Raw genomic sequence first — 20,895 nt, 5'->3', positions numbered from 1 at the left:
GCGGTCTACGAATCTCACAAGGCTTCTTGTATACCCCGGAAAATCAGGCTTCTGGCGACTTCCCGCGCCGCCGGCGCACCAGCCAGATGACCAGAACGACGACGCCAGCGACGGCGAGCCACGGCAGCAGGAACCCGAACGCGATCACGAGTGCGTTCAGCGAGACGATCAGTCCGTTCCAGCCCGCGAGCAGGCCATCACCGAATCCCGCGGGATCGGCTGTGGTGGCAGTAGCAGTGCGGGTGAGTTCGACCTGCAGCGAGGACATCGCCACCTGATCGTCCAGAGCTGCCAATTGCTGCTCGTAGGACTCGAGTTGGGCCTGGCGCTCGGACAGCGCCACTTCGGCCTCGATGAGCTCGGAGAGAGTTCCGGTGTTCGACATGAGTTCCGTCAGGCGCTCAACAGAAGCACGAGTCGCATCCACCCGCGCCCGCAGATCGATCGCGGTCGAGGTTACATCCTGCTTTGAGACGGATGACGACAGCACGGTGCCGGACTCAGCCAGCTCTTCGATGACCGTGGCCAGATCTGCAGAGGGAACTCGGATCCCGATCCACCCGTATTCGGATTCGGGAGGCGCTTCGACGGAGGTTTTGTCCGTGACCGGCGCCGAACGGATCTCTGTCGTCTCCACATATCCGCCGTGCGTATCGGCGAGCGCCGCGATAGCGTCCGCAGCATCCCGGATATCGGCGACCTGGAGTGTTGCGTTGGCAGTCTGGATGATCTCACGGCCCGAGTCCTCGGCGACTGCCTGGTCGACCTGCGCGGATGTCGTGGCCGAGTCGGCCGCGGATTCGGGCATCGCTCCGCCGCTGGCGGTCATCGAGGTACCAGAGTCAACGATGTCGAGGATCGGCGGTGCGACAAGGATGCCGGCGGCGAAGGCCGCAGCGATACCCAAGCCGGTGAGCCACCGGCGTCGACGCGAGCGTGCAGCTGATGGTTGAGTAATCGGTCGCTTGGCGGTTATCTCTGCGAACACGGCATCCTCGATTCTGGCGATGCTCTCCGGTGACAACTCGGGGAGTGTGGGCTGGTCTTGTGGGTTCATGCGTCTCTCACTTCCTCAACGGCGCCGCGCATCCGCGTGCGCACTCGGGAGAGACGGTTGCGAACAACAGCGTGACTGACGCCGAGCTCGGCAGCTGCAGCCTCATACGCGTATCCCTCCGACGCGCACAGGCGGAAGATGTCCTGATCCAGGGCGCTCAGAGTCCCGATCTCCTTCGCGATCCGGTCGGCAAGCGCCGCCGTGATGACCTGCTCCTCGACGTTCACCGTGTCGGCGAGCGTCTCATCGGCAGCATCCGTTGTGTGCAGTTGATCGCGTCGCTTCTGGCGCAGCCGGTTTGCCGACTGGAACCGGCAGATCGTAGCCAGCCACGGCAGGATCGACTCGCCGGCGAGCTGCAGGTCCGGCAACTTTCGCCAAGCCGTGACGAAGGTCTCCTGGGTTACGTCTTCGGCGTCGACGGGGGAGTTCAGGATGCCGTGGGCGATCCAGTAGACCGGGCGAACGTGCGCGCGATACAACAAGCGAAAGGCGCTCTCATCACCTGTCGCTGCCCGTGCGGCCAGTTCCTGATCCTCAGATCGCTCTGACATCCGGCTCCTTTCGGTCTCTCTCACTAGAGAGTGTCGGCGAATGCGTCATCGTCTCAGAATCATTTCTTGCTCGGGCGCGGACGTCCAGCTGTCATGGTGCAGACTGGCAGATATGAGGATGCTTCGACGTGTCGCGGCCGGAGCAACCTGTGTCTTTGCCCTTGTGCTCACCGGGTGTACATGGTCTGAGGCTGCCAGTGCGAATCTCTGCGCGGAGGACCTCGTCGTCGCATGCGAAGGAGGCGACGGCTGGCTGTCGGTGACGATCGGGGATGACGCAGACGAGCAGGAAACCCTCGCCTTCGCGCGCCGTCTGCATTCGGCCGGCGCATCCGAGAATCTGACCGCCGGTGTCACCCTCCAGCGGGAGACCGCGGATGCTCGCCAACTGGACCCCGAGGTTGAAGCCCCCGCGCTATGGAAGCTGACCGTGTACCCGGCAGAAGAAGCGGCGGTCGAATCCGATCTGACCGGGATGCTTGCCGTGGCCGATGTGCCCGGGGTGCGGGGGATCGGCGTCGCCGACGGTTGGCCCTATGTGCGCGTTTCAGACCTTGAGCAGTTCGATGACGTGTTCATGTCGGTGTCTTCCACACCCCTGTTCAAGCATGGTGGCACGTACACGTTGTTCGCGCTCGAGGAGAGGCTCAGGATCGTTCACGTTCCCAGCCGCACCGCCGACGTCGCAATCCTTGAAGTCATCGATCTGGCACGCAGCTACCCCGCCGCTGAGGTCCTCTTGGAAGCGCCTACGGCTGGGCCGCAGTACCCGACGCTATATGTCGCGCGCCTGACACCGGAACAGGTACATGACATCGATGCTCGACTGCGTCAGCCGCACCTGGCCGGCGCAGACGTTGGTGGGTACCCGGTGGAGTTCGTGCTCGGTTCGATCGGGCCCGATGGTGTGACGTACACAGGTGGGACGTTTGGGGACGTCCCACCGAGCTGAGGGGTCTGCGCAGCGTTCCCAGTGCGGGCGTGCCTCAGGTAGCATTGCTGAGGCGAGAGGGAGTATCCCAGTCCGCGCGTATCGTCATCACGAGCACCATCAAAGTTGCTCCGGGCGCGCGACGCACTCAGTGCGGGGGAGAGACTTTCGGCACTTAATCGACCCTCGCGAAAGGTGCTGAGCACTTTTGAACATCCCTGTCTGGTTTGAGATCACCGCATTGGCGGTTCTGGTCGTCGTCCTCATCGGCGACCTGCTTCTGGTGCGCCTGCGACCGCACATCCCCTCGACAAAGGAATCCAGCCTGTGGGTCGCCTTCTACGTCGGCCTCGCTCTGATCTTCGCCGTTCTGCTCTACTTCATCGCCGGCGGTCAGTTCGCTAGCGAGTTCCTCACCGGCTGGGCGCTGGAGTACAGCCTGTCGATCGACAACCTCTTCGTGTTCGTGCTGATCATGGCGCAGTTCTCGGTCCCGAGGCGCCTGCAGCAGCAGGTGCTGATGGTCGGAATCCTTATCGCCATCGTCCTGCGCGGTATCTTCATCGTCGCCGGCGTCGCGATCATCGAGAACTTCTCTCCGATCTTCTATATCTTCGGAGCCTTCCTGATCTGGACAGCAATCCGCCAGGCCATGCCGGAGGGGGACCACGAAGGCGAAGCCAAGCGCGAGAACTTCATCGTTCGTCTGCTCCGTCGTCGCATCGACATCAGCGATGAGTACGACGAGGCCAAGCTGCGCACGGTCGTCGGCGGCAAGCGCATGTGGACTCCGATGATCATCGTGTTCGTGGCGATCGGTGTCACTGATCTGATGTTCGCGATTGATTCGATTCCTGCCATCTTCAGCATCACGCAGAACACGTTCCTTGTGTTCACCGCGAATATCTTCGCTCTGATGGGTCTGCGTCAGCTCTACTTCCTGCTCGGCGATCTGCTCGATCGTCTGCGGTACCTGCACTACGGCATCGCGGTCATCCTGGGGTTCATCGGGGTCAAGCTGATCCTGCATGCCATGCACGTCAACGAGCTGCCGTTCGTCAACGGCGGACAGCACATCGAGTGGGCACCGGACATTCCGATCTGGCTGTCGCTGACCGTGATTGTCGGCGCGATGGGTATTGCCACCGTTGCCAGCCTTATCGCCTCGGCAAATGACCGACGCCGGGCGCCTGAGCAGCTGCATCCCGAGCCGCCCACACACTGATCGTCATGGTCCCGACCACCCGTCGCACCGGTGTAAACTGACCGGCATGCGGCGGGTGGTTCTTCTTCTTAGCGGCCGCGACGAGACCTCGAACTAGGCCTCCTCGTCGCGGAGTTCAGCGCGGCCGAACCACCGACTTCTGGAGATATCAACATGACCTCAGCTGATACTGCTCATTCGAGCGGCCCACGCACACTCGCCGAGAAGGTCTGGGATGACCACCTCGTCGTCAAGGGCAACAATGGCGAACCCGACCTCATCTACATCGACCTGCACCTCGTGCACGAGGTGACGAGCCCGCAGGCCTTCGATGGTCTGCGTTCAGAGGGCCGACCGCTGCGCCGTGTCGACCTCACGATCGCGACCGAGGATCACAACACTCCGACGCTCGAGATCGACAAGCCCATTGCCGATCTCACCAGCCGCACCCAGATCGAGACACTGCGCCGCAACGCCGCAGAGTTCGGTGTGCGCCTGCACTCGCTCGGCGATGCAGAGCAGGGCATCGTGCACGTCGTCGGACCGCAGCTGGGTCTGACCATGCCGGGTATCACCGTGGTCTGCGGTGACTCGCACACATCCACGCACGGCGCATTCGGAGCCATGGCCTTCGGCATCGGAACGAGCGAAGTCGAGCACGTCATGGCGACTCAGACTTTGCCGCTGAAGCCCTTCAAAACGATGGCGATCACCGTTGACGGCGAGCTCAAGCCCGGTGTCAGCGCGAAGGACATCATTCTCGCCGTGATCGCCAAGATCGGCACCGGCGGTGGCCAGGGCTACGTGCTCGAGTTCCGTGGCAGTGCGATTCGCGCGCTCTCCATGGAGGGGCGCATGACGATCTGCAACATGTCGATCGAAGCCGGCGCCCGCGCCGGCATGGTCGCCCCGGACGAAACCACATTCGCCTATCTGCAGGGTCGTGCGCACGCTCCCGAAGGGCAGGACTGGGAGGATGCCGTCGCCTACTGGCGTACGCTGCCCACCGATGACGGCGCGACCTTTGACGCCGAGGTCGTCCTCGATGCGAATGAACTCGAGCCGTTCGTGACCTGGGGCACCAACCCTGGCCAGGGCAGCTCGCTTTCTGCGACCGTGCCGAATCCTGCAGAGATGTCAGACCCCAACGAGCGCGTGGCTGCGCAGCGCGCTCTGGAATATATGGACCTCATTCCCGGGACGCCGTTGAAGGAGGTGCCGGTAGACGCCGTGTTCATGGGCTCCTGCACGAACAGTCGTATCGAAGACCTCCGCGCGTTTGCGTCAGTGATCAACGGTCGTAAAAAGGCAGACGGCGTGCGCGTCATGGTCGTCCCCGGCTCCGCGCGCGTCCGCTTGGAAGCCGAGGCCGAGGGGATCGACCAGATCGTCAAGGACTTCGGTGCGGAATGGCGTTTCGCCGGTTGCTCGATGTGTTTGGGAATGAACCCTGATCAGCTCGCCCCCGGCGAGCGTTGCGCTTCCACCTCGAACCGAAACTTCGAGGGTCGGCAGGGCAAGGGCGGCCGCACCCACCTCGTGTCTCCGCTGGTGGCAGCAGCCACTGCGGTTCGTGGCACACTGTCCAGCCCGAGCGATCTGTTGGATTCGCCGGTCGCCGAGTCTGTCGAAGCGGGAGTCTGATCATGGAAAAGTTCACCACTCACACCGGGATCGCCGCACCGCTGAAGCGTTCGAACGTCGACACGGACCAGATCATCCCCGCGGTGTTCCTCAAGCGCGTGACCAAGACCGGTTTCGAGGACGCGTTGTTCCACGCCTGGCGTCAGGACCCGGAGTTCGTACTCAATCAGCCGGCGTTCCACGGAGCGTCCGTGCTCGTCGCCGGTCCTGACTTCGGCACCGGCTCGAGCCGTGAGCATGCCGTCTGGGCGCTTCGCGACTTCGGTTTCGCCGTTGTGCTCAGCCCGCGCTTCGCAGACATCTTCCGCGGCAACTCGGGCAAGCAGGGGCTGCTCGCAGCAACGATCTCCGAAGAAGACCTCGAGCGCATCTGGGCAGCGATCGATGCGAACCCCGGCATGTCGATCACGGTTGATCTTGAGGCACGCACGGCGACGGTCGGTGACCCGGCTGAAACCTCAGACGCGGCTTTCCAGGTCGAGATCGGAATCGACGATTACACTAGATGGCGGCTCCTCGAAGGGCTCGATGACATCGGGCTCACTCTGCGCAACGAAGACAAGATCACGCAGTTCGAGGCCCGCCGCGAGTCGTGGCGGCCACGTACGCTCCCTGTCCGCTGACACGGGGCACACCGTGAGCCCGGGGCATCCGCTCCAGCGGCTGAGCCGCGACCGTGAATGTGAAGTGAGGCCCTCGAATGACCACAACCGTGCGCGCTGAACTTCAGGATGGAGTTCCTGCTTTGACCGGAGACGTACTGGCGATTCGAGGCGGCCGACCGCTCCGGGGTCGTGTCGATGTAACAGGCGCGAAGAACCTCGCGACGAAAGCCATGGTTGCCGCTCTCCTCGGAGAAGACGCCAGTGTTCTTCGGGACGTGCCCAACCTCAGTGATGTTGCCGTTGTGCGCTCGCTCCTCGAGGTTCACGGTGTGCGGGTCACCGAGGGTGACGAAGCAGGTTCGCTGCGTCTGGACCCGAGCGACGTCGAATCTGCTCACATGGAAGAAATCGACGCACACGCCGGTGCCTCCCGCATCCCGATCCTGTTCTGCGGACCACTTCTTCATCGGCTCGGTCAGGCATTCATCCCTGACCTGGGCGGATGCCGTATCGGCGACCGCCCGATCGACTTCCACCTTGATGCACTCCGCAAATTCGGCGCGGTCGTTGAGAAGCTTCCCAGCGGCATCCGCCTATCGACGCAGGGCGGGCGTCTGCACGGTGCGAACATCCACCTCCCGTACCCGAGCGTCGGCGCCACCGAGCAGGTGCTGCTCACAGCAGTGCGCGCCGAAGGTGTCACCGAACTGCGCAACGCCGCCATCGAGCCGGAGATCATGGATCTCATCGCGCTGCTGCAGAAGATGGGCGCGATCATCTCGTACGAGCCGAACCGTGTCATCTTCATCGAGGGGGTCGAAAAGCTTCGCGGATACGATCACCGCTCGATCTTCGATCGCAATGAGGCTGCATCCTGGGCTTCGGCAGCTCTTGCCACCGACGGGGAGATCTTCGTCGGCGGTGCGAAGCAGCCAGAAATGCTGACCTTCCTCAACGTCTTCCGCAAGGCCGGCGGATGGTTCGACATCCAGGAGGACGGCATCCTGTTCCGACGCGATGGCGAGATCCGTCCTGTCGTGGTGGAGACCGACGTGCACCCGGGCTTCATGACTGACTGGCAGCAGCCGCTGGTGGTCGCGCTCACGCAGGCGAACGGCCGTTCCATCGTGCACGAGACGGTCTATGAGAACCGGATGGGCTTCACACAGGCCCTCGTGAAAATGGGCGCCGATATCGTCGTCCACCCGCACGGACTGCAGGATGGACCGCGACGCGTGCCGCGCCGCGAACTGGAGCAGGCAGCGGTCATCACCGGTCCCACACCGCTGCACGGCGCAGACATCGTGGTGCCTGACCTCCGTGGCGGCTACAGCCATGTGATCGCAGCGCTCACCGCGCAGGGGGAGTCCCAGGTGTCGGGTGTTGACATCCTCAGCCGCGGATACGAGAACTTCCTCGCTAAGCTCGATGTGCTTGGCGCCGACTTCGACGTCGTTCGGTGACGCTGATGGGCTCTCGCTCATCTGAGAAGTCCCGCCCGAGCCTCTTTTGGCCGCTCGCGGGCCTCGTGGTGCCCATCGTTGGTTTTCTCGCGAAGATCGAGATTCGCGGCAAAGAGAAACTTCCTCAGAAGGGTGCCTTCGTCCTGGCTCCCAACCATTACTCGGAGTTCGATCCGCTCATCGTTGCTGTTGCTGTCTGGCGTCTCGGGCGTGCGCCGCGCTTCATGGCGAAAGAGAGCCTGTTCCGGATTCCTGTGGTCGGGTGGGCGCTGCGTAAAACCGGAATGGTTCCGGTGTCGCGCTCTGCCTCGGCCAAAGCCGCGAGAGAGACGATCGCGCAGTCGAAGGCTCTCGTCGAGAACGATCGCGGTGTCATCGTCTACCCCGAAGGCACACTGACTCGCGACCCGGATATGTGGCCGATGCGCGGCAAGTCCGGAGCGGTGCGGCTGGCATTGGCAGGCGACCTTCCGGTGATCCCGATGGCGCAGTGGGGCACCCACAAGATCATGGGCAGGTATCAGAAGGGCCTGAGTCTGTGGCCACCGCGCAAGCGAGTGCAGGTGCTGATCGGCGATCCCGTCGATCTGTCTGACTTGAAGGAGCACGCCAGCGAGTCGGCGGTTCTCACCGAGGCCACCAACCGGGTGATGAACGCGATCACGGCGCTGCTGGAAGAACTGCGAGACGAGAAGGCACCCGAGAAACGGTGGAACCCTGCCGATCACGGTCAGAAGGAGACGGGACGCCTTGACTCGTAAGAATCAGACCTCAGACGGTCCCCGGGTCACAGTCATCGGCGCGGGCAGCTGGGGTACGACTTTCGGCAAGATCCTCGCCGACGGCGGAGCCCAAGTAACAATGTGGGCGCGGCGGCCGGAGCAGGCTCTCGAGATCGCCGAGGGCAAGCGCAACTCGAAGTATCTCCCCGGAATCAACCTGCCCCGCACGATCACCGCCACTCACGAACTGGCCGCAGCGGTGGAGGGCGCCGAGCAGGTGTACCTCTCGGTGCCCAGTCAATCGCTGCGTGAGAATCTCAAGGCCCTCCGACCACTTCTGACGAAATCGGATGCGCCGCTCATCAGCCTGATGAAAGGCGTCGAACGCTCCAGCGGCCTGCGTATGAGTCAGGTCATCGAGCAGGAGCTCGCCTGCGACCCGCTTCGCATCGCCGTCGCATCCGGGCCGAACCTCGCTCTCGAGATAGCCCGGGAACAGCCGACGGCAGCGGTGATCGCCTCGCTCAGCCAAGAGACTGCGGAAACCGTCGCCCGTGCCGCGCGCAACTCGTATTTCCGCACCTTCGTGAACACCGACGTCATCGGCACGGAGTTCGGCGGAGTGCTCAAGAACCTCATCGCCGTTGCCATCGGCATCGTCGATGGAGTCGGATACGGCGAGAACACGAAGGCCTCGATCATCACCCGCGGTCTCGTGGAGATGACGGACTTCGCCGTAGCTAACGGTGCGCAGCCGGAGACATTGCAGGGCCTCGCCGGCCTGGGCGACCTTATCGCCACCTGCCAGTCGCCGTTGAGCCGCAACAACACCGCCGGACGGCTGCTGGGTCAGGGATACGGGTTCCAGGACGTCGTCAAGCAGATGAACCAGACCGCAGAGGGTCTGGCATCCGTCGCCCCGATTCTCAAACTCGCACACGAGTCTGACGTGTACATGCCCATCGTCGAACAGGTGAAGATGGTGCTCGACGGGAAGATGAACCCCCGCGATATCGCACCGCACCTGACGACTGAAGACGACACTCCCCAGGAGGAGAGAACCAATCATGGACAAGCAGACGGTGGTGGTGCTCTTCGGCGGGCGTTCCAGCGAGCATTCCATCAGTTCCGCAACGGCGGGCGGAGTGCTGCAGGCGATTGATCGCGACCGCTACGAGGTCATCCCCGTGGGGATCACACGTGCGGGAGCCTTTGTGCTCGAAGCCGATGACGCAGCGAAGTTCGCTCTGGATGCCGCGCATCTGCCCGAGGTGATCGATAACGGTACTCGCGTGCTGTGGCCACAGCCAGAAGGCGACCGCACACTGCGTGTGGCACAGGCCGATGGATCCGTCACCAATTATGGCGAGATCGATGTTGTGCTTCCGCTGCTGCACGGGTTGCACGGCGAGGACGGTGCTATACAGGGCTTCTTCGACGTGATCGGGGTGCCCTATGCAGGATGCGGCATCTTGGATTCCGCCATCTGCCTGGACAAGCACTTCACGAAACTCGCCCTGGCATCGGCCGGTATTGCCGTCGCACCCGGGCTGACGATTCGTCGCACGCAGTGGGAGAGCGATCCCGATCGCGTCCGCAGCGAGATCGCCGCGCTCGGGGGCATCGTGTTCGTCAAACCGGCCACCGCCGGATCCAGCGTCGGCGTTTCCTGCGTTGTCGACGGTGAGGGCTTGGACGAGGCGATGCGCATTGCATTCGACGAAGACGACAAGGTTCTCGTGGAGTCCAAGGTTGAGGGTCGTGAGATCGAGGTTGGAGTTCTCGCCGGACGCGACGGCGCATCGGCGCGCGCCTCGCTTCCGGGCGAGGTGGTCCTGACCTCGCGGAGCTTCTACGACTTTGAAGGCAAGTACCTCGGCGGTGATGGCGTGGAGATCGTCTGTCCGGCGGATGTCGACGACGAGCTCATCGCACGTCTGCAGGCAACGGCTGTTCGTGCGTTCGAAGCCGTGGATGGTCAGGGCCTGGCACGGGTGGACTTCTTCGTGACGCCCAGCGGAGAGTTGATCGTCAACGAGCTGAACACGATGCCCGGTTTCACGCCGATCTCGATGTTCCCGAAGTGCTGGATCGCCTCCGGCCTCAGCTACCGCGATCTGATCACCGAGCTCGTTGAGCTCGGACTGGAGCGCTGACGCGCGCGGCGCTTCAGCCGTCCAGCAGTTGCTGGGTGTCTTCGTCCAGTTCGTCAGGTGTCGTGCATTTGCCGACGGCGGGGATAGCGGTGATTGCGCCGACCAGCGAACGTGAACTGATCACGTCATTGGAGCTGACGGCACCGGTGTTGACGTAGAGCTGCACGGCGGGGTCGCGCCCGTAGGTGGTCAGCGTCAAGAACGGGGTAGCTGAGGAATCGACGAGCCAGTCGACACCTTCCAGCGTGACGCACTGCAATTCGCTCGTGGGCGCGGGAACGGTGACCCCGCAGCGCAAGAGCACGGCCGAATCCTCACCCGGCGCGCCCCAGGCCGCAGTGGCCTGAGCATCGGTCCATCGGCGGTCGAGATCGGCAACGCTGCGGGCGTTGTTCAAACCAACCGATACCTCAGCGCAGAGCGGATTATTCGAGTCCGCGGCCGGCTCCAGGTGCACGGTCGTCGAGCATCCGCTCAAGAGCGCCGCTCCCAGCACAACGGAGGCGACGGCGGCAAAACGACGAGACATGATTCCAGGCTACCTTTGACAGCATGCCTTCCGACTCAGCTGATGACCCGCGCCTGGGCGATGTTTCCGAAGGCACGGTTCTGCGTGCCATTCTGGCCCGCACCCCGCGCGCGGCCGCCGCGATCATCGGACCCGGTGATGACGCGGCTGTCATCGCGGCAGCGTCGGGAACAGTGGTGGCGACAACGGATACGCTCGTACACGGTCCCGACTTTCGGTTGGCCTGGTCCAGCGGTTACGACCTGGGCTGGAAATCAGCCGCCGTCAACCTTGCGGACATCGCCGCGATGGGTGCTCGGCCGACCGCGCTGCTGGTCGCGCTGGCCGTTCCGCGCGATATGCGTGTGTCGTTCGTGGAGCAGATGGCGGACGGGCTGCGCGCAGCCTGTGAGGCCCTTGCGCCGGGGTGCGCGGTGGTCGGCGGCGATCTGACGGTCTCTGATGTGCTGACGGTCGCCGTCACGGCGCTCGGCGATCTGGAGGGGCGGGATGCTGTCACACGAGGGGGCGCACGCGTCGGAGACGTCGTCGCCGTAGCCGGCGAGCTGGGGCATGCTGCCCGCGGACTCGCGGTGCTGTTCGGGAAGTTCCGCGATCAGGGCACACCGATTGCCGTGGTCACGTCCCAGTTGGCAGCAGGGGAGCGGTCCGCGTTGGATGCCCAGCTGCGCCCGGCACCGCCGATCGCGCTGGGCGTCATGGCATCCGTCGCCGGTGCGACCGCGATGATGGACATCTCTGATGGGCTTGCGCTGGATGCACGGCGGCTTGCCGCGGCATCCGATGTCACACTGGATCTGGTGCGTTCTGCGCTGGGCGAGGATGCGCTGCTGGCACTGGCTGGCGGCGAGGATCACGCACTGCTGGCAACGTTCCCACCGGGCGTGTTGCCGCCCGGGTTTCGGATCATCGGTTCCGTGCGCGAGCGCGTGGACGAGGGCGTGCTGTGCGACGGCGAGCCGGTGGACGTTAGTGGCTGGGATCCCTACCGTGACTGGGACTCGACGACGGGCTGAGCCCACCACAGCGCGGTGTCACCGTAGGCCTTCTCACGGAAGACTTCGAGCCCGGCGGCTGCGACATCAGGCGCTGTCGCCCGTCGTGCACGCTCGATGACGACAACAGCGTCTTGCGACAGTAACGGCGAAAGTGCGATGAGATCGGCGGTCATCGCCGCATCGTCGAGATCGTAAGGCGGGTCGATGAAGACCAGGTCATAGGGGCCGGCGGCCCGAGACAAGAACGCCAGCACAGCAGTTTCGTGAACATGAGCGACGGTGCCGGTGACGGCCTTGCTCACCGTCGCGATATTGCGGCGGACAATGGATGCCGCAGAGCGCGACCGCTCGACCAGCTCTGCACTCACGGCACCGCGACTCAGCGACTCCAGCGCGAGTGCTCCGGAGCCAGCATAGAGATCGAGCACGCGGGCACCGGCGATGGCATCCGCTGACTCGAGCGCACCGAACAGCGACTCACGCACGCGGTCGCTGGTGGGGCGAGTGCCCTTTCCCGGCACCTCGAGGCGGAGGCCGCGCGCGGCGCCGGCGATAATTCTTGTCACCCGTTCAGCCTATGGCTGTCCGGGGCGTTCTCTAGACTTCAGACATGGTCTTCTCTCTCACCTCGAGTCTGTCCGACGCCATCGGTCCGGCCGCCGCGAAGAAGATCGAGCGTGCCTTCGCAATGACCACGGTGGGGGATCTCCTCGGTCACTACCCACGCCGCTATGCCGATCCCGCAGAGCTCACTCCGATCCTTGACCTGCCCGTGGGCGAGACGGTGACGATCGTTGCAGAGGTGCTTTCCGCGACGGCACGGGGCATGCGAAACCGACCCGGGGCAATGACCGATGTGATCATCGGGGATGGTAATGGTCGCGTGTCGTTGACGTTCTTCGCCAAGAATCTGAAACAGGCGGAGTGGCGGGCAGGCGAGATGCGTCGCGGGCGTCGCGGGGTGTTCTCCGGCAAAGTCGGAACGTACAACGACGTCACCCAGTTCGCGCACCCGCAATATGAGCTCTTCGACGACGATGAGAGCGCGCAGGCACGTGCTGACGACAGAGCGCATCGACCGATCCCGATCTATCCGGCAACCTCTGCTGTCTCAAGCGGACAGTTTCGTGAACTCGTGGAGGCGGTGCTGCCAAAGCTCGGCGAGGTTCCTGACCCGCTCACTGATGAAGTGCGACGGCGCGAGCAGCTGCTTGACGCCCGCACAGCGCTGGTGCAACTGCATCGTCCGCAGAATCTCAACGAAGTCGACCCGGCAGTGCGCACAGTGCGTATGCACGAGGCTCTCGTGCTGCAAACAGCGCTGCTGCAGCAGCGGGCTGCCGTTCGCGAGCTGAGCGCGACGAGCCGGGATGCGACACCCGGCGGATTGCTCGAGCGATTCGATGCGGCGCTGCCGTATACGCTCACACCCGATCAGCAGACTGTCGGCGAGCAGATCGCGGCAGATCTCACCGGCAGCTGGCCGATGAATCGGCTCGTCCAAGGAGAAGTCGGCTCGGGTAAGACCCTGGTCGCGCTGCGGGCGATGCTGCAGGTTGCCGAGACCGGTGGCCAGGCGGCGCTGATCGCGCCCACCGAAGTGCTGGCTTCCCAGCATCTGAGATCGATAACACGGATGCTGGGGCCACAGCTGGCACCCGAGGTCATGCCGACGCTCCTGACGGGGCAGATGTCAGCACCGGAGCGCCGGAAAGCCGCGCTGCGCGTTGCGTCCGGGCAGTCGCTGATCGTGGTCGGAACTCACGCTCTGCTGGGGGATAAGACCACCTTCGCTGATCTGGGACTCGTGGTCGTCGATGAGCAGCACCGTTTCGGCGTCGAACAGCGCGAAGCACTGCGAGCCAAAGGATCGAGCCCGCACGCACTGGTGCTCACGGCCACGCCTATTCCTCGCACCGTCGCGATGACTGTTTTCGGTGATCTGGACACCTCGGTGATCCGGACCATGCCTGCCGGGCGCGCCGGGATCGAGACATTCGTCGCCCCCTTGGCGGAGCATCCTGACTGGTTCCGTCGGGTCTGGGATCGGGCGGCTGAAGAGGTCGCACAAGGACGGCAGGTATTCGCCGTGTGCGCGGCGATCGATACGACCAAGAAGAGCAGCGGCGAAGAGGACGCGGCCGCGCTCGTCCCCACCGAAGAAGGCGCCACGGGGCCGCGCTGGGGAGTTGTGCAGTTGGACGAGGCGCTGGCGACCCACCCAACGGTCGGACAACTCAGGCGCGCGGTTCTGCACGGCAAGATGCCTGCCGATCAGAAGGATGCCGTGATGCAGGCGTTCGCCCGTGGCGAGATCGATGTTCTGATCGCGACGACGGTGATCGAGGTCGGTGTCGACGTTCCGAACGCCTCCACGATGATCGTGTTGGATGCTGACCGTTTCGGAGTCTCACAATTGCACCAGCTTCGCGGACGGGTCGGCCGTGGCGAGGTACCGGGATTGTGCCTGCTGGTGACCGAGGCCGAAGCCGGGTCGCTGGCCCGCGAGCGGGTTGAAGCCGTAGCTGCGACCCTCGATGGCTTCGCCCTGGCTGAAGTCGACCTCGAGCTGCGCGGAGAGGGCGATGTACTCGGTTCTACGCAGTCCGGCGTGCGCTCGTCGTTGCGCCTGCTGCGCGTGGTCAAAGATTCCCAGCTGATTGCCAGGGCCAGAGATCTCGCCGAGCAGATCCTCGAAACAGACCCGCAGCTCGCATCTCACACAGGACTGCGGGAGGTCATCGCGCAGCGCGTGACGGAGGACGATCGGGCGGCTCTGGCGAAGAACTAGATCGGCAACGTGCAATAGGCTGACCTCATGCGACGTACTGAGCGTTCGAAGGAGTCGAAGTGAGCAGCCGGATCGCCGTTGTCCCAGGTTCTTTTGACCCACCCACGCTTGGTCATCTTGATGTGATCAGACGAGCAGCGAAGCTCTATGACGAGCTGCACGTGCTGGTGGTGCACAACCCCGGCAAGCAGGCGATGCTGCCGCTTTCACAGCGAATGTCGCTGCTTGAGCAGTCCATCGCCGAAGAGGGGATGGGAGGCAACATCGTGGTGGATTCCTGGAGCATGGGTCTCCTGGTCGACTACGCCCGAAACGTCAATGCGGGCGTGCTGGTCAAGGGCATCCGCTCACAGATAGACGTCGCCTACGAATCTCCAATGGCCATCGTGAACCGACACCTCGCTGACATCGAAACAGTCTTCCTGCTGCCCGATCCCTCGCACGCGATGGTTTCGAGTTCCCTCGTGCGCCAGGTCGCGGCACTCGGTGGAGATGTGGCACCGTTCGTGCCGCGGGCGGTCGCTGCGTTCCTCGACACCGGCGCACGCGGACTGTGACCTGTCCGCGCGGGTAACAGTGCCGTTCCCGGCATCCGCCGGTAACATGAAAGTGTGAAGACCCGATTCAACGGCCCATTCGTGGTGCCGGTCCGAGACATCGTCCGACGACCAGGGGAGATGCGGGAGCATCAGTTCTCCTTTGCTCTGAAAGAGCAGTGGGGTGAGGGCATCGTCTCGTTCGAAGCCGGTACCGAGCTCGACATCGAGGTGCGCCTGGAGTCAGTGCACGAAGGCATTCTGGTAACCGGAAGCGTCGACGCTGAGTACACCGGCGTCTGCGGAAGATGCCTCATTGACATCACTGAGCCTGTCGAAGTCGAGTTCCAGGAGCTTTTCGCGTATCCTGGTGAAGAAGAAACTGACTTCGAGGTTCAAGACGACCACGTGGATCTTGAAACGCTAGTCAGGGAAGCGGCCGTTTTGGCTCTTCCATTTCAGCCGGTGTGTCAGCCGGATTGCCCGGGGCTCGACCCGAACACGGGTGAGAAGCTGACCGGAAGCGCCGGGGCGGAGAGTGACACTCCCATCGATCCTCGGTGGAGTGTGCTCCAACAGATCACAGACCAGGGGAGCGCGGCAGACAGTTGTGCTCCTGAGAATACAGAAGAGAGTTAGCCATGGCAGGTAACCCCCCGAAGCGCAAGGTTTCCCGTTCGAACACCCGCTCGCGTCGCGCGCAGTGGAAGGCGGAGGCCCCGGCCCTCGTCAAGACCATCGAGAACGGCAAGGTCGTTTACAGCCGCCCGCACCAGGCGAAGGTCGTCACCGACTCGCAGGGCACGGAGCTGTTCATGGAGTACAAGGGCCGCAAGGTCGCAGACGTCTGAGTCGCGGTCTCACGATCGTGGCGGAGGTCCCCGGCGGGACTGCAGCTCTCGCAAAGAAGCTCAGGGTCGATATCGACCCTGAGCTGCTTGCGTTGGCGTTGACCCACCGCTCGTACGCGTATGAGCACGGTGGCATTCCGCACAACGAGCGTCTCGAGTTCCTCGGCGATTCCGTGTTGGGACAGGCGGTGACAGTGATGCTGTTCACCACCCATCCCGATATTGATGAAGGCCAGCTTGCCAAACGGCGTGCGAGCGTCGTCTCGACGGTTGCGCTGGCAGAGGTCGCTCGTGGTATCGGCTTGGGGCAGCACCTGCTGCTGGGACGCGGTGAAGAGCAGACTGGTGGCCGTGAAAAGGACTCGATCCTTGCCGACACCATGGAAGCTGTTTTCGGCGCCACCTATCTGTGGGCGGGCCCGGAAACGGCAACCGAGCTTATTCTTCGGTTGACCGAGCCGTTGCTCGCCGATCCGGAGCGCTACGGCGCCGCAATGGATCCGAAGACGAGCCTGCAGGAACTGGCTGCTCGCATCGGCTCCACGCCGCCGCAGTACACGATCACCTCAAGTGGTCCCGACCACGATCGGCGCTTCACCGCGACGGTTCTCGTCGGTGCAGTTGCCATGACAGGCGAGGGCACCAGCAAGAAGACCGCTGAGATGGCGGCTGCCCTCAGCGCTTGGCGCTCCCTCAGCAAGAGTGCCTGAACTTCCTGAGGTCGAGGTTGTCCGCGCAGGCCTCGCCCCCGCCGTTATTGGCGCAACGATCACCAGTGTTGAGGTCTTCGACGAGCGTGCGCTGACCCGCCATACGGCCGGTGTCGTCGATTTCGTCGACCGCTTGGAAGGCGTATCGATCACTGCGGCATCGCGCCGTGGCAAATTTCTGTGGTTGCCGCTGGCAGATCCGGGATACGCGCTGACGGCGCACCTGGGGATGAGCGGTCAGATGCTGCTTCGGGTTCCGAATGCTCCAGCCGAGCGCCACGAACGGATCCGGATCGGTGTCGAGCATCCCTCGCACGGAAGACTGGCCGTCGTCTTCGCCGACCAACGTACCTTCGGCTCTCTCGCCGTGGACGCTCTTGTGCTCGACGGCTCCGATTCGGTGCCCATGCAGGTGCAGCACATCGCTCGTGACCCCTTGGATGCTGAGTTCGATGACGCCGCGTTCATCGCCGCAGTGCGGCGCCGATCCAGCGCAATCAAGCGCATTCTGCTCGACCAGACCGTCATCAGTGGGATTGGCAACATCTACGCCGATGAGTCGCTCTGGGCGGCGCGCATCCATCCGGAAACCGACGGGCGCGCTCTTTCGGCGCAGGCTGTCCGCCGCCTGTTGAACGAGGCCCGACTGGTGCTGCATAAGGCGCTGGCAGAGGGCGGCACGAGCTTCGACGCACAGTACGTGAATGTCAACGGCGAGGCTGGCTACTTCGCGCATTCGCTGAATGCCTACGGTCGCGGGGGCCAGTCGTGCCCGCGCTGTGGTGGCGAGATCCGGCGTGCGGCGTTCATGAACCGCTCAAGTCACTATTGCCCGCGCTGCCAGCGACGTCGCAGAGTCGGTGGATGAGGGCATGAATCTGCAGTGGCTGAACGCCCCGGAGGCTGATGTCGCCGCGGCGATGGCTCGGCTTCGCAGGGAGGGCCGACCGAGCTGGGTGCCCACGGTGCGCCAGATGCTTGTTCACGTGAACCGCTGCCTGATGCTGTGGTATCTCTGCTTAGCCTGGTTCACCCTGGCGGTACGGATAGACACTCTCCAGGACAATCGGATCACAACCGCTGACGTGCGCGACATGGCGGTCGTCGTCATCGTTTTTCTCTTCTGGTGCGTCGGTGCCTTTTGGTTGAGTCGGTGGTCCAAACGGCCGCCGTCACCGCGTTCCCGCATAACGGAGTGGCGGCAGACGCTGACAGCCCTGGCCAACGGATTTGAGCCGCAGCCCACACGTCGTGCGCACTTTCGCTCCCTGATCACTGTGGGCAATGACGAGACGTTCTTCTACCCGAGGTTCGTGGCAGACGGGATCGAGTTCGGCAACCTGCGACGCGGGCGCGGTGGGGGCGACATCTGGCACTATCTGGTCGTGAAGCTTCCGGTGCCGATGCCGCATCTCATCCTCGGTTCCGAAGCGGCAGGTGGAGTCTCGAAACGGCTGCCGGTGCGTGTGGATCCTGCACAGCGGCTCTCGCTGGAAGGCGACTTCGACAGGTTCTTCCAGGTTTTCGCGCCGGAACGCTACGAGCGTGATGCCTTGTTCGTGCTCCCGCCCGACGTGATGGCGGCGCTCATTGACCATGCGAGTTCGTTCAACATCGAGATCGTGGACGATTCAGTAGTCTTTTTCGCACCCGAAGCGGCAGACTACGCGAAACCACACGCCTGGCTCGCGATCGATGCAGCACTGCATGGAACTGCGCCGCCCCTGGTGCGAACGGCGACCCGCTACCGTGACGAGAACGTGCCTGGCCAGGATGGATTGTCAGCGCTGGCAGCCTCGCGAACCGCGGTTGAGGCATCCGACCAATCGTGGACAGCGCCCAGACCGAGGATCGGATCGGCCGGTCAGCGGCTGAAGCTCAGCGATCGTCGCACGGGGTGGTCGGCCGTGCTCGGAGCGCTCGGCTGGTTCGCCATACTCGCATTTCTGTACGTGGTCCCGGGGCTGTTCCTGTTCGCCGCGGTCATGTCGATCGTCGACGGCCACTGACGCACGGTCGTGCGGTCGCTCCCTGGCGATGCTGGCCGTCAGGCCGCGGAGAATGCCCGCGCCAACAACGGTGTTGTCACCCGCGCGCCGAGCCACACGAGTCCGATTCCGGCGGCGATAACCGCGGCGATCGTCAACAGCGACAACGGTGCGACGATGATCGAGATGCCGATCAGCGGGAGCATCATCGCGGCGGCGCACACGGCCGATCCGATCGCCGTCATCAGCAGCGGCGACATCATCGACTGGCGGCGTGCAATATCGACGGTGCGCAACGGCATGCCGAGAAAGTGCAGACTCCGATGCAGATCACGCTGATCGAGGATGCTGGATGCCTGATTCACGCCGACGGAAACAGCAACCATCAGGAACGAGGCAGCGAGCGTGATGATGAGCCCGGTGCGAATGTCGACGGCGAGCATGAGATTGGCATCCGCCTCAGCACCGCTCATGGTGTCCATCAGCGAAACGCCTGTGCCGGCGAAGACCGCGACGAAACTCGTCATCGCCACGCCGCTAACCTGTCGCCACGCTGCCTTCGGAGACTCCAAGACATGACGGGCAGAAAGCAGTTGCTCGGGGCGCTGGGCACGGTTCAGGCGTCGGCGCGCCTGCAACTTCAGGACCCAGGGGCCGACGAGGTTGAGCACTGCGAGAACTGCGCCGAAGAGCGCAGCAACCACGAGAATCGTGACCGCCAGTCCCGCGACCTGGGGGAACACCTGGATCAGGGCGATGGCCACCGCGATCACTGCCACAGCGAACACCGCGCGAATCCAGTGAACTTTTGGCACGTCAGTGCGCATCCGCACGCCGAGCGGCGAGATGACGACGCGCCGCAGGCCGATCGCGGCACTGACCGCGGAGAGCAGAACGACCCCGATGACGACCGCGAGGATGTGGATTGCTGGCAGCAACACTGATTCGATCCCCAGCGCTTCGCCACGGAAAGGAATCAGAGCCACCAGCGGGGCCAGAACGAAGTATCCGAGCAGCCCGGCAACGGCACCGGCGAATGCCAACAACGTCGACTCGATCACCGTCGCTGCGACGACACCGGCGGGGGAGACACCGAGGAGCCGAAGCGTCGAGAGCTTCTCATCCCTGCGCCGTGCCGAGAGCCGAGCTGCCGCACCGCCGAGTGTGAACAGCGGGACAATCAGCAGGACGACGGCGATTGCGGCGAGCGCTTGGTAAAGCCCTGCGTCAGGGTCAGTCCACGTCCAGAATGCCTGTGCGCCGCCGATGACCGTCAGGACGAGTGCGGTCACAACACCGAAGGCGATGATGGGGAGGGCGACGATGGCACGGTCTCCCGGCGAGGTTCGCAGTAGCAGAGCGAGGACACGCGCGTTCATGCGGAGACACCGCTCTGGACGAAACGGCCGTCACGCACGTGCAGGGTCTGTGAGCAGCGCGCGGCGACATCGGAATCATGTGTGACGACGAGCAGCGTCTTGCCCTGGCCGGTCGTCGACCAGAGCAGAGCATCCATCACCTCGGCGCCGGTCTGTGAATCCAATGCTCCCGTCGGTTCATCTGCGAAAACGAGCTCGGCGCCGGCCACCTGAGCGCGGGCGATCGCGACGCGCTGCGCCTGGCCGCCAGAGAGCTCGCCGATTCGGCTGTCCTCTTTTCCTGCCAGTCCGAGCGCGTGCAGCCACGAAGCGGCTTGGGTTGTGGCATCCGTTTTCTTCACGCCGTTGATCATGAGCGCGAGCGCCACGTTCTCGACGGCCGTCAGCTCCGGCATCAGCAAACCCTGCTGAAAGACGAAACCGAACTGCTCGCGCCGCAGACGTGAACGTACACTTTCGGACCCGCCGGTCACATCGATCGGTGCGCCGGATGCGGGCATGAAGCGCACGGCACCGGCATCCGGTGTGACGATGCCGGCAAGCACGTGCAAGAGCGTCGTCTTGCCGGATCCCGACGCTCCCATGATTGCGAGCGACTGGCCGCGCTGCACACGCAGGTCCACGCCGGCGAGGGCGGAGGTTGTCGCATAGCTCTTTGTGAGTCCGGAGGCTTCGAGGACGAAATCATTCATACCTCCAGCCTCGTCGCCGGTGCCCGTGCGGTCATCCATCTGCAGTCGTGTCAAACCGGCCGGGCGTACATCGCGAGGATGATCC

At 63.8% G+C, this 20,895-nt stretch carries 22 protein-coding genes; 16 read left to right on the top strand and 6 right to left on the bottom strand.

Going from position 1 to position 20,895, the window contains the following annotated elements; genetic code table 11:
• Positions 1-43: 43 nt before the first annotated feature.
• Together ACW5CM_RS12200 and ACW5CM_RS12195 are read right to left on the bottom strand one after the other, a co-directional pair.
• Positions 44-1,057, bottom strand: a complete 1,014-nt coding sequence (locus ACW5CM_RS12200; RefSeq protein WP_457125141.1) for a DUF4349 domain-containing protein — start codon at positions 1,055-1,057, stop codon at positions 44-46.
• Complete coding sequence (locus ACW5CM_RS12195; RefSeq protein WP_457125140.1) at positions 1,054-1,611, bottom strand: RNA polymerase sigma factor; 558 nt, start codon at positions 1,609-1,611, stop codon at positions 1,054-1,056. The genes ACW5CM_RS12200 and ACW5CM_RS12195 overlap by 4 nt, the downstream gene beginning before the upstream one ends.
• 112 nt (positions 1,612-1,723) lie before the next feature.
• On the opposite strand from ACW5CM_RS12195, the gene ACW5CM_RS12190 reads away from it, so the two are divergent.
• The 8 genes from ACW5CM_RS12190 (at position 1,724) to ACW5CM_RS12155 (ending at position 10,336) form a co-directional block, all read left to right on the top strand.
• A complete protein-coding gene (locus tag ACW5CM_RS12190) occupies positions 1,724-2,563 on the top strand; it encodes a hypothetical protein (RefSeq protein ID WP_457125139.1) in 840 nt (279 codons plus the stop codon).
• Between the two features lie 187 nt (positions 2,564-2,750).
• Positions 2,751-3,767: a TerC family protein gene (locus ACW5CM_RS12185; protein WP_438254718.1), complete on the top strand. Its 1,017-nt coding sequence runs from the start codon at positions 2,751-2,753 to the stop codon at positions 3,765-3,767.
• Between the two features lie 153 nt (positions 3,768-3,920).
• Positions 3,921-5,390: a 3-isopropylmalate dehydratase large subunit gene (leuC, locus tag ACW5CM_RS12180; RefSeq protein WP_438254717.1), complete on the top strand. Its 1,470-nt coding sequence runs from the start codon at positions 3,921-3,923 to the stop codon at positions 5,388-5,390.
• Positions 5,391-5,392: 2 nt separating this feature from the next.
• Complete coding sequence (leuD, locus tag ACW5CM_RS12175; RefSeq protein WP_438254715.1) at positions 5,393-6,013, top strand: 3-isopropylmalate dehydratase small subunit; 621 nt, start codon at positions 5,393-5,395, stop codon at positions 6,011-6,013.
• A gap of 77 nt (positions 6,014-6,090) precedes the next feature.
• The gene (murA, locus tag ACW5CM_RS12170; protein ID WP_438254714.1) at positions 6,091-7,458 is read left to right on the top strand and encodes a UDP-N-acetylglucosamine 1-carboxyvinyltransferase; all 1,368 of its coding nucleotides are present in this window, start codon (positions 6,091-6,093) and stop codon (positions 7,456-7,458) included.
• 5 nt (positions 7,459-7,463) lie between these two features.
• Entirely contained in the window at positions 7,464-8,219 is a 756-nt protein-coding gene (locus tag ACW5CM_RS12165) for a lysophospholipid acyltransferase family protein (protein WP_439254700.1), read from the top strand.
• Positions 8,209-9,342 carry an NAD(P)H-dependent glycerol-3-phosphate dehydrogenase gene (locus ACW5CM_RS12160; RefSeq protein ID WP_457125138.1) on the top strand — a complete coding sequence of 378 codons (1,134 nt, stop codon included), beginning with the start codon at positions 8,209-8,211 and terminating at the stop codon, positions 9,340-9,342. Before ACW5CM_RS12165 ends, ACW5CM_RS12160 begins: the two co-directional genes overlap by 11 nt.
• On the top strand, positions 9,248-10,336 hold the full coding sequence (locus ACW5CM_RS12155; protein ID WP_457125137.1) for a D-alanine--D-alanine ligase family protein: 1,089 nt from the start codon (positions 9,248-9,250) through the stop codon (positions 10,334-10,336). Before ACW5CM_RS12160 ends, ACW5CM_RS12155 begins: the two co-directional genes overlap by 95 nt.
• Before the next feature lie 13 nt (positions 10,337-10,349).
• Here ACW5CM_RS12155 and ACW5CM_RS12150 read toward each other — a convergent pair whose 3' ends face one another.
• A complete protein-coding gene (locus ACW5CM_RS12150) occupies positions 10,350-10,865 on the bottom strand; it encodes a DUF3515 family protein (RefSeq protein WP_438254709.1) in 516 nt (171 codons plus the stop codon).
• Positions 10,866-10,888: 23 nt separating this feature from the next.
• Between ACW5CM_RS12150 and thiL the strand changes: the two genes are divergently transcribed.
• Positions 10,889-11,881, top strand: a complete 993-nt coding sequence (thiL, locus tag ACW5CM_RS12145) for a thiamine-phosphate kinase (RefSeq protein ID WP_457125136.1) — start codon at positions 10,889-10,891, stop codon at positions 11,879-11,881.
• On the opposite strand, the gene rsmD is transcribed toward thiL, so the two are convergent.
• The gene (rsmD, locus tag ACW5CM_RS12140; RefSeq protein ID WP_457125135.1) at positions 11,851-12,429 is read right to left on the bottom strand and encodes a 16S rRNA (guanine(966)-N(2))-methyltransferase RsmD; all 579 of its coding nucleotides are present in this window, start codon (positions 12,427-12,429) and stop codon (positions 11,851-11,853) included. The two genes, thiL and rsmD, sit on opposite strands and share 31 nt — an antisense overlap.
• Positions 12,430-12,473: 44 nt before the next feature.
• Here rsmD and ACW5CM_RS12135 point away from each other — a divergent pair, with 44 nt between their 5' ends.
• The 7 genes from ACW5CM_RS12135 (at position 12,474) to ACW5CM_RS12105 (ending at position 18,760) form a co-directional block, all read left to right on the top strand.
• Complete coding sequence (locus ACW5CM_RS12135) at positions 12,474-14,654, top strand: ATP-dependent DNA helicase RecG (RefSeq protein WP_457125134.1); 2,181 nt, start codon at positions 12,474-12,476, stop codon at positions 14,652-14,654.
• 59 nt (positions 14,655-14,713) lie between these two features.
• Positions 14,714-15,211 (top strand): pantetheine-phosphate adenylyltransferase, encoded by a 498-nt coding sequence (gene coaD, locus ACW5CM_RS12130; RefSeq protein WP_438254703.1) that lies wholly within the window; start codon positions 14,714-14,716, stop codon positions 15,209-15,211.
• A gap of 120 nt (positions 15,212-15,331) precedes the next feature.
• Positions 15,332-15,829, top strand: coding sequence for a YceD family protein (locus ACW5CM_RS12125; RefSeq protein WP_457125196.1), 498 nt, complete (start codon positions 15,332-15,334; stop codon positions 15,827-15,829).
• Between the two features lie 2 nt (positions 15,830-15,831).
• The gene (rpmF, locus tag ACW5CM_RS12120) at positions 15,832-16,041 is read left to right on the top strand and encodes a 50S ribosomal protein L32 (protein ID WP_438254702.1); all 210 of its coding nucleotides are present in this window, start codon (positions 15,832-15,834) and stop codon (positions 16,039-16,041) included.
• A 17-nt stretch (positions 16,042-16,058) separates the two neighbouring features.
• Entirely contained in the window at positions 16,059-16,751 is a 693-nt protein-coding gene (gene rnc / locus ACW5CM_RS12115) for a ribonuclease III (RefSeq protein WP_457125133.1), read from the top strand.
• Entirely contained in the window at positions 16,744-17,619 is an 876-nt protein-coding gene (mutM, locus tag ACW5CM_RS12110) for a bifunctional DNA-formamidopyrimidine glycosylase/DNA-(apurinic or apyrimidinic site) lyase (RefSeq protein WP_457125132.1), read from the top strand. The genes rnc and mutM overlap by 8 nt, the downstream gene beginning before the upstream one ends.
• 4 nt (positions 17,620-17,623) lie before the next feature.
• Positions 17,624-18,760, top strand: coding sequence for a hypothetical protein (locus ACW5CM_RS12105; protein ID WP_457125131.1), 1,137 nt, complete (start codon positions 17,624-17,626; stop codon positions 18,758-18,760).
• A 38-nt stretch (positions 18,761-18,798) separates the two neighbouring features.
• Here the strand turns inward: ACW5CM_RS12105 and ACW5CM_RS12100 are convergent, their stop codons facing one another.
• Both ACW5CM_RS12100 and ACW5CM_RS12095 read right to left on the bottom strand, forming a co-directional pair.
• On the bottom strand, positions 18,799-20,118 hold the full coding sequence (locus tag ACW5CM_RS12100; protein WP_457125130.1) for an FtsX-like permease family protein: 1,320 nt from the start codon (positions 20,116-20,118) through the stop codon (positions 18,799-18,801).
• Complete coding sequence (locus ACW5CM_RS12095) at positions 20,115-20,810, bottom strand: ABC transporter ATP-binding protein (protein ID WP_438254694.1); 696 nt, start codon at positions 20,808-20,810, stop codon at positions 20,115-20,117. Before ACW5CM_RS12095 ends, ACW5CM_RS12100 begins: the two co-directional genes overlap by 4 nt.
• Positions 20,811-20,895: the final 85 nt, after the last annotated feature.

The organism is Microbacterium wangyouchuni (assembly GCF_054072595.1).
This window is presented reverse-complemented; position numbering and strand designations above follow the sequence as displayed.

Bases quoted from the DNA above. Each gene is read 5' to 3' on its own strand.
- ACW5CM_RS12200 (WP_457125141.1), bottom strand. From the start codon at position 1,057: ATGAACCCACAAGACCAGCCCACACTCCCCGAGTTGTCACCGGAGAGC.
- ACW5CM_RS12195 (WP_457125140.1), bottom strand. From the start codon at position 1,611: ATGTCAGAGCGATCTGAGGATCAGGAACTGGCCGCACGGGCAGCGACA.
- ACW5CM_RS12190 (WP_457125139.1), top strand. From the start codon at position 1,724: ATGAGGATGCTTCGACGTGTCGCGGCCGGAGCAACCTGTGTCTTTGCC.
- leuC (WP_438254717.1), top strand. From the start codon at position 3,921: ATGACCTCAGCTGATACTGCTCATTCGAGCGGCCCACGCACACTCGCC.
- leuD (WP_438254715.1), top strand. From the start codon at position 5,393: ATGGAAAAGTTCACCACTCACACCGGGATCGCCGCACCGCTGAAGCGT.
- murA (WP_438254714.1), top strand. From the start codon at position 6,091: ATGACCACAACCGTGCGCGCTGAACTTCAGGATGGAGTTCCTGCTTTG.
- ACW5CM_RS12165 (WP_439254700.1), top strand. From the start codon at position 7,464: ATGGGCTCTCGCTCATCTGAGAAGTCCCGCCCGAGCCTCTTTTGGCCG.
- ACW5CM_RS12155 (WP_457125137.1), top strand. From the start codon at position 9,248: ATGGACAAGCAGACGGTGGTGGTGCTCTTCGGCGGGCGTTCCAGCGAG.
- ACW5CM_RS12150 (WP_438254709.1), bottom strand. From the start codon at position 10,865: ATGTCTCGTCGTTTTGCCGCCGTCGCCTCCGTTGTGCTGGGAGCGGCG.
- thiL (WP_457125136.1), top strand. From the start codon at position 10,889: ATGCCTTCCGACTCAGCTGATGACCCGCGCCTGGGCGATGTTTCCGAA.
- ACW5CM_RS12135 (WP_457125134.1), top strand. From the start codon at position 12,474: ATGGTCTTCTCTCTCACCTCGAGTCTGTCCGACGCCATCGGTCCGGCC.
- ACW5CM_RS12125 (WP_457125196.1), top strand. From the start codon at position 15,332: ATGCGGGAGCATCAGTTCTCCTTTGCTCTGAAAGAGCAGTGGGGTGAG.
- rpmF (WP_438254702.1), top strand. From the start codon at position 15,832: ATGGCAGGTAACCCCCCGAAGCGCAAGGTTTCCCGTTCGAACACCCGC.
- ACW5CM_RS12105 (WP_457125131.1), top strand. From the start codon at position 17,624: ATGAATCTGCAGTGGCTGAACGCCCCGGAGGCTGATGTCGCCGCGGCG.
- ACW5CM_RS12100 (WP_457125130.1), bottom strand. From the start codon at position 20,118: ATGAACGCGCGTGTCCTCGCTCTGCTACTGCGAACCTCGCCGGGAGAC.
- ACW5CM_RS12095 (WP_438254694.1), bottom strand. From the start codon at position 20,810: ATGAATGATTTCGTCCTCGAAGCCTCCGGACTCACAAAGAGCTATGCG.